The sequence below is a fragment of the Streptomyces sp. NPDC002306 genome (genome assembly GCF_053593435.1).
Genome location: NZ_JBSFCK010000040.1, coordinates 40,223 through 46,636 on the forward strand (window position 1 = coordinate 40,223; position 6,414 = coordinate 46,636).

Consider the following 6,414-nt stretch of genomic DNA (forward strand, 5'->3'; position numbering starts at 1 on the left):
GGGCGGTACCCGGGACGCGGACGTTCCGGGTACCGCCCTACCCTTGCTTCCCATGTCCTTCACGTACGCGGACGTCGGCGCGACCCGCGAGAACGCCGGTTTCTGTCCCCCCGGCTTCCACCCCCTGCACGTCCGCACCCGGCTCGGCGAGGGCGAGGAACTCTTCCGCCGGGCCGCCGAGTCCGTCCTCACCTGGGAGATGCACCGCGCGATGGGCGTCGGCATCGACACCGAAGCCGACCGCGCGGCCCCCGACGTCGACGTCACCGTCACGCTCGCCGGCCTGATAAAGGCGCCCTGCCGCGTGGTCTGGACGGTCGAGGACCACCGCCGCGCCGGCTGGGCCTACGGCACGCTCCCCGGCCACCCCGAGAGCGGCGAGGAGTCCTTCGTCGTCGACCGCACCGGCGACGGCACGGTCTGGCTCACCGTCTCCGCCTTCAGCCGCCCCGCGAAGTGGTACGCCCGCGCGGGCGGCGCGGCCACACGGGGATTGCAGCACGCCTACGCACGGCGGTGCGGGGTGGTGCTGAAGCGGTTGTGCGCGGACGCCGACGAGTCCTGATCCACGAACGCGGCCCCGGCCGGGGGCTCACCCCGGCCGGGGCCACGTTCATGTCACCGTTCCCGGTGTCGGGCGTTCCCTCGCTCTCAGCCCCGAGGCCGCAGCGCGCGCCAGGCCGTGTCCAGGGCGGCGAGGAACTCCGCCTGGGCCGAGCGCTGGAACCACGTGAAGAGAATCGCCTGCGGCTGCCCGCCGATCCTCGTCTTCGGGGCGTCGGCCCAGTGGCTCAGGTGGGCCGGGTCCGGGTCCGTCGCCAGGAACACATACCCGTTGATGATCGGTGTGGGCGCCTTGGACAGCGGCTGGACGAGATCGGCGAGGACGACGACGCAGTCCCTCGCACCGCCGACCCTGGCGGTCAGGGCCCGCTTGATCTCGACCCGGTCCTCGTACAGCGTGACCTTGGCGTTGAACCCCTTGAACGTCTGCGGACTCACCAGAACTTCACCGCTTCCCAGGTCGATCTCGCCGCGCCGGCCACGGACGACCTGACACCGCTCGTCGCACACACTTCGCCACCGCCTCGCGGCGGTGGCGAAGTGAGCGGCCCGGCGATCTGCGGAGCGCCGAGCAGTTCTCCCACGCCACGCGCCGACGGGCGTCCGGTGGGATTCGCGGTGTCCGGTGGGTCGAGCCGGCTACCGCATCACCACTCCCGCCTCCTCCGCCAGCTCCTCCGAAGGGACCGCCAGCAGTCCCAGCTCCGCGCCGGAGGCGAGGAGTCGGTGGTTCGGGAGGATGCGTACCGTGTATCCGTAGGGCCCCGTGCGGTCCAGGGACAGCGGGCCCTCGTAGACCCATCGGCCCTCGAGGTCGGGACCGCCCGTCGGCTTCAGCGGGACCGTCGCCGCGTCCGTGATCCGGTCCTCGGAGTTCACGCGGCCCGAGACCGCCTGCACCTCGACGTCGTCGGGGCCGAGGCCGCCCAGGCCGACGCGCACCCGCAGGACGAGCGTGGTCCCGAGTTCGGCGGTGGCCGTGGCGGAGGCCGTCTCCACGTGGTCGACGGTCACCTCGTGCCAGGCGGAGCGCACCCGGGCCTTCCAGGCGGCGAGTTCACCGGCGGCGGCCGGGGTCATCGCGCGGTGGGCGTGGGAGGCGGGGGTGTACAGGCGGTCGACGTACTCGCGGACCATGCGGCCCGCCAGCACCTTCGGGCCGAGCAGGGTGAGCGTCTGGCGGACCATCTCGATCCAGCGGTCGGGCAGACCGTGCTGGCCCCGCTCGTAGAAGCGGGGTGCCACCCGTTGTTCGAGGAGGTCGTAGAGGGCGGCCGCCTCGATGTCGTCACGGTGGTCGGGGTCCGTGCCGGAGCCGTCCGCCGTGGGGATCGCCCAGCCGAAGTCGGGCTGGAACCACTCGTCCCACCAGCCGTCCAGGACGGAGAGGTTGAGGCAGCCGTTCAGGGCCGCCTTCATGCCGGAGGTACCGCACGCCTCCAGCGGGCGCAGCGGGTTGTTGAGCCAGATGTCGCAGCCCGGGTAGAGCTTCTGCGCCATCGCCATGCCGTAGTCCGGCAGGAACACGATCCGGTGGCGCACCCGCGGGTCGTCGGCGAACCGCACCAGTTCCTGCACGAGCCGCTTGCCGCCGTCGTCCGCCGGATGCGCCTTGCCCGCCACCACGATCTGGATGGGGTGTTCGGGGTGCAGGAGCAGGTCCATCAGACGGTCGCGGTCGCGCAGCATCAGCGTCAGCCGCTTGTACGACGGGACCCGGCGGGCGAAGCCGATGGTGAGGACGTCCGGGTCGAGCACCCCGTCGATCCAGCCGAGTTCGGCCGCACCGGCACCGCGCTGCCGCCACGAGGCGTGCAGCCGTTCGCGCACCTCCACCACCAGCTGCTCGCGCAGGTTCCGGCGCAGGTCCCAGACCTCCTGGTCCGGGATGTCGCCGACCGCGTCCCAGCGCTCGGAGCCGCCGACGGTCAGCGCGTCCTCGGCGCGCTGGGCACCGATCTGGCGGGCGCCCAGCCGCAGCACCTCGGGGGCGACCCAGGTCGGGGCGTGCACCCCGTTCGTCACGGAGGTGATCGGCACCTCCTCGGGGTCGAATCCCGGCCACAGGCCGGCGAACATCCCCCGGCTGACCTGCCCGTGCAGCAGCGACACGCCGTTGGCGCGCTGGGCCAGGCGCAGTCCCATCACGGCCATGTTGAAGAGGTTGGGCTCGCCGCCCGGATAGGTCTCCATGCCGAGCCGCAGGACCCGCTCGACGTCGATGCGCGGGAGTTCGGCCTCGGCGCCGAAGTGGCGGGCGATCAGCTCGCGGTCGAAGCGGTCGATACCGGCCGGCACGGGCGTGTGGGTGGTGAACACCGTCCCCGCGCGGACCGCCTCCAGGGCCGCGTCGAAGTCCAGCCCCCGCTCGCCCAGCTCCGCGATGCGCTCCAGACCGAGGAAGCCCGCGTGCCCCTCGTTGGTGTGGAACACCTCCGGCTCGGGGTGGCCGGTCAGACGGCAGTACGTGCGTACCGCCCGGACACCTCCTATACCGAGGAGCATCTCCTGGAGCAGCCGGTGCTCGCTGCCGCCTCCGTAGAGCCGGTCGGTCACACCGCGTTCGCCGAGGTCGTTCTCCTCGACGTCCGAGTCGAGCATCAGCAGCGGTACCCGGCCGACCTGCGCCAGCCAGATCCGGGCGCGCAGCGACCTGCCGCCCGGCAGGGCGAGGGAGACCTGCGCCGCGGTGCCGTCGGCCTCCTTCAGCTGGGCGACCGGCAGCTCGTGGGGATCGAGCACCGGGTAGTGCTCCTGTTGCCAGCCGTCCCGGGAGAGGGTCTGGCGGAAGTAGCCGTGCCGGTAGAGCAGCCCGACCCCGATGAGGGGGACCCCGAGGTCGCTGGCCGCCTTGAGGTGGTCACCGGCGAGGATGCCGAGGCCGCCGGAGTACTGGGGCAGGGCGGCCGTGACGCCGAACTCGGGTGAGAAGTAGGCGACGGCGGCGGGAAGTTCCGCGGACTGCGTCTGGTACCAGCGGTCACCGGTCACATAGTCGTTCAGATCGTCGGCGGCCGCCCGCAGACGGCGCAGGAAGCGGCGGTCGCCGGCCAGCGCCGCGAGCCGCGCGGGCGGCACACTGCCCAGCAGGCGCACCGGGTCGCCGCCGGCGGCGGCCCAGCACTCGGGGTCGACCGACTGGAAGAGGTCACGAGTCTCCGCATGCCAGGACCAGCGCAGGTTACGGGCCAGATCACTGAGCGGCCGCAGGGATTCGGGGAGAACGGGACGGACGGTGAATCGACGGATCGCCTTCACATTCCACCTCGGCGTGCGTAAGGAGAGGCGCACGGCGGTGTGCGCCTCGTCGTCACCGTCGACGGTAGTCGCTGGGCCGGTACCGGCGGGGCCGACCCGAGGGACACCGGCGGCACTCACCGCCCCGGCTGCGCCGGACGAGTGGCCCCGCACGTCGTGTGACGCCGTACGGGCCTTACGGCGTGACGGCGTGACGGCGTGACGGCGTGGACGGCAGGCCGGCGTGGACGGCAGGCCGGCATGACCGCATGACGGCGCCCCGTGACCGATTCCGCGCCCCGAGGCGCTCTTGTGGTGAGGGGCTCCGCGCGAAAGGCTGCCTTTGGCGTACCGGCCACCGGCGTCGCGGTACCCGGGCGTGGTGGCCGCCGTGCGCCGAGTCGAGGAGGGGAACTCGGACCATGGCACGGACGCGTACCCGGCGTCTGCGCTGGGCGGCGGGCCTGACCGCGGTCACCACGGCCGCGGTGCTTTCGGCCGGCACGCCGCCCGCGTACGCCGCCCCGGAGGGGCGCATAGCAGGCGCCGGCGAGCCCGGCTCCGTCAGCGGAAGCTACCTGGTGGCACTGAAGGGGGGAACGAAGGCTCCGTCGGCGGCCGGCCAGGACCTCGCCGCCACGTACGGGGTGAGAATCAGTCATACCTACGGCACGGTCCTGAACGGCTACGCCGTCCGGGCCGACGAGAGACAGGCGAGACGTCTCGCGGCGGACCCCCGTGTCGCCTCGGTCGTCCAGGACACCCGGGTGAGTCTGGAGCGCACCCAGAAGAACCCGCCGTCCTGGGGCCTGGACCGCATCGACCGGCCGGACCCGTCGCTGGACCGGAGCTACACCTCGCCGCGGTCGGCGGGGGCCGGGGTGACGGTGTACGTCATCGACACCGGCATCCGGATCACGCACCGGGACTTCGGCGGACGCGCGAGCTACGGCTGGGACTTCGTGGACGGCGACCGCACGGCGGCGGACGGCAACGGCCACGGCACGCACATCGCCGGGACCGTCGCGGGCACCTCCTACGGCGTCGCCAAGAAGGCCAGGGTGGTCGCCGTACGGGTGCTCGACGACGCGGGGGCCGGCACCACGGCCCAGGTCATCGCGGGCATCGACTGGGTCACCCGGAACGCGCGCAAACCCGCGGTCGCCAACCTCAGCCTGGGCGGCACCCACAACGCCCAGCTGGACGCGGCCGTGCGCGCCTCCATCGCCTCCGGCGTCACGTACACCATCGCGGCGGGCAACGACGGTCTCGCGGCCGCCCTGTACTCGCCCGCGGACGTGACGCAGGCCGTCACGGTCGGCGCGACCGACCGGAAGGACGCCCGCGCGCCCTTCTCCAACTACGGTTCGGCGCTCGACCTGTTCGCGCCCGGCGTGTCGATCACGTCGGCGTCCCGCGCGAGCGACACCGCCACGGCGACCTACTCCGGTACGTCGATGGCGGCGCCGCACGCCGCGGGCGCGGCCGCGCTCTACCTGGCCGGCCGTCCCAGGGCCACCCCCGCGCAGGTCGCCAGGGCGCTGGTGGCACAGGCGGCGGACGGCAGGGTGTCCGGCCGGGGGCCCGGTTCGCCGGACAGAATCCTTCAGGTTCCGGCCACTTGACGACAGAGTCCGGGACCGGTCCTGGCAGAGTCCCGGGCTCGTCGTGGCAGAGTCCGGACACCGGTCCCGTTCCTCTCGAACGGGGCCGGTCTTGTGTGTAGACATACGCGTGAGTAGTTAACAAAGTGCCGGATTGCCCACTCGAATAAGTTGGGAAGGCTTCCTCGGTACACCCTCGGGTACACCACGCAGGTGGACCATGCGGTCAGACCCCCCGGACGGACCACCGCAGGACTCACCTCCCCACAGCCATCCGCCCACCCACGTTGACGCGGACAGGAGCGGTCATGCCCGCCACGCACCACTCGTCAGCACCCCCGACACCCCGTACCGACGCACCTCCCGTGCGCCCCGCGGACGTCGGTCCGCCGGCCCCGGAGCCACCCTCCGCGGGCGACGTGACAGCCGTCGGGCGCATACCCGTTCTGGACGTCCGGCCGATGGTCCAGCTCGGGCGCCGGCCCGCCAAGGCCGTGACCGGCGAGTCGTTCGAGATCTCGGCCACCGTGTTCCGCGAGGGTCATGACGCCGTCGCCGCCGACGTCGTGCTGAAGGACCCCGAGGGCCGGGCCGGTCCGCGCACGCCGATGCGTGAACTCGCCCCGGGCACCGACCGCTGGGGGGCGACCGTCACCGCGGGCGCACCCGGCCACTGGACCTTCACCGTGGAGGCGTGGTCCGACCCCGTCACCACCTGGCGGCACCACGCGCGCATCAAGATTCCGGCCGGGATCGACACCGGCCTGGTCCTGGAGGAGGGCGCGCGGCTGTACGAGCGGGCGCTCGCCGCGGTGCCGAAGGGCGCCGGGAGGCGGTCCGTCCTGCGGGCCGCCGTGGCCGCGCTCCGCGACGAGAAGCGCCCGGCCGCGTCCCGGCTGGCGGCGGCGCTGACGCCGGAGGTCGACGAGGTCCTGGCCCGTCACCCGGTACGTGAACTGCTCACCGCCTCCGCGCCGTTGCCGCTGCTGGTGGAACGCGAACGGGCCCT

Annotated in this window: 5 protein-coding genes; 3 read left to right on the plus strand and 2 right to left on the minus strand. The window is 72.9% G+C overall.

Features of this window, described 5'->3' with window-relative positions:
• Positions 1-52: 52 nt before the first annotated feature.
• Positions 53-565: a DUF1990 family protein gene (locus ACWCQK_RS36140; protein WP_451162480.1), complete on the plus strand. Its 513-nt coding sequence runs from the start codon at positions 53-55 to the stop codon at positions 563-565.
• Positions 566-651: 86 nt separating this feature from the next.
• On the opposite strand, the gene ACWCQK_RS36145 is transcribed toward ACWCQK_RS36140, so the two are convergent.
• Positions 652-1,002: a hypothetical protein gene (locus ACWCQK_RS36145; protein ID WP_451162482.1), complete on the minus strand. Its 351-nt coding sequence runs from the start codon at positions 1,000-1,002 to the stop codon at positions 652-654.
• A 201-nt stretch (positions 1,003-1,203) separates the two neighbouring features.
• A complete protein-coding gene (gene glgP / locus ACWCQK_RS36150) occupies positions 1,204-3,822 on the minus strand; it encodes an alpha-glucan family phosphorylase (protein WP_451162484.1) in 2,619 nt (872 codons plus the stop codon).
• A gap of 401 nt (positions 3,823-4,223) precedes the next feature.
• On the opposite strand from glgP, the gene ACWCQK_RS36155 reads away from it, so the two are divergent.
• Together ACWCQK_RS36155 and ACWCQK_RS36160 are read left to right on the plus strand one after the other, a co-directional pair.
• Positions 4,224-5,426 (plus strand): S8 family peptidase, encoded by a 1,203-nt coding sequence (locus tag ACWCQK_RS36155; RefSeq protein ID WP_451162486.1) that lies wholly within the window; start codon positions 4,224-4,226, stop codon positions 5,424-5,426.
• 287 nt (positions 5,427-5,713) lie between these two features.
• On the plus strand, positions 5,714-6,414 hold a 701-nt coding region (locus tag ACWCQK_RS36160), incomplete at its 3' end, for a maltotransferase domain-containing protein (RefSeq protein WP_451162488.1).

Bases quoted from the DNA above. Each gene is read 5' to 3' on its own strand.
- ACWCQK_RS36140 (WP_451162480.1), top strand. From the start codon at position 53: ATGTCCTTCACGTACGCGGACGTCGGCGCGACCCGCGAGAACGCCGGT.
- ACWCQK_RS36155 (WP_451162486.1), top strand. From the start codon at position 4,224: ATGGCACGGACGCGTACCCGGCGTCTGCGCTGGGCGGCGGGCCTGACC.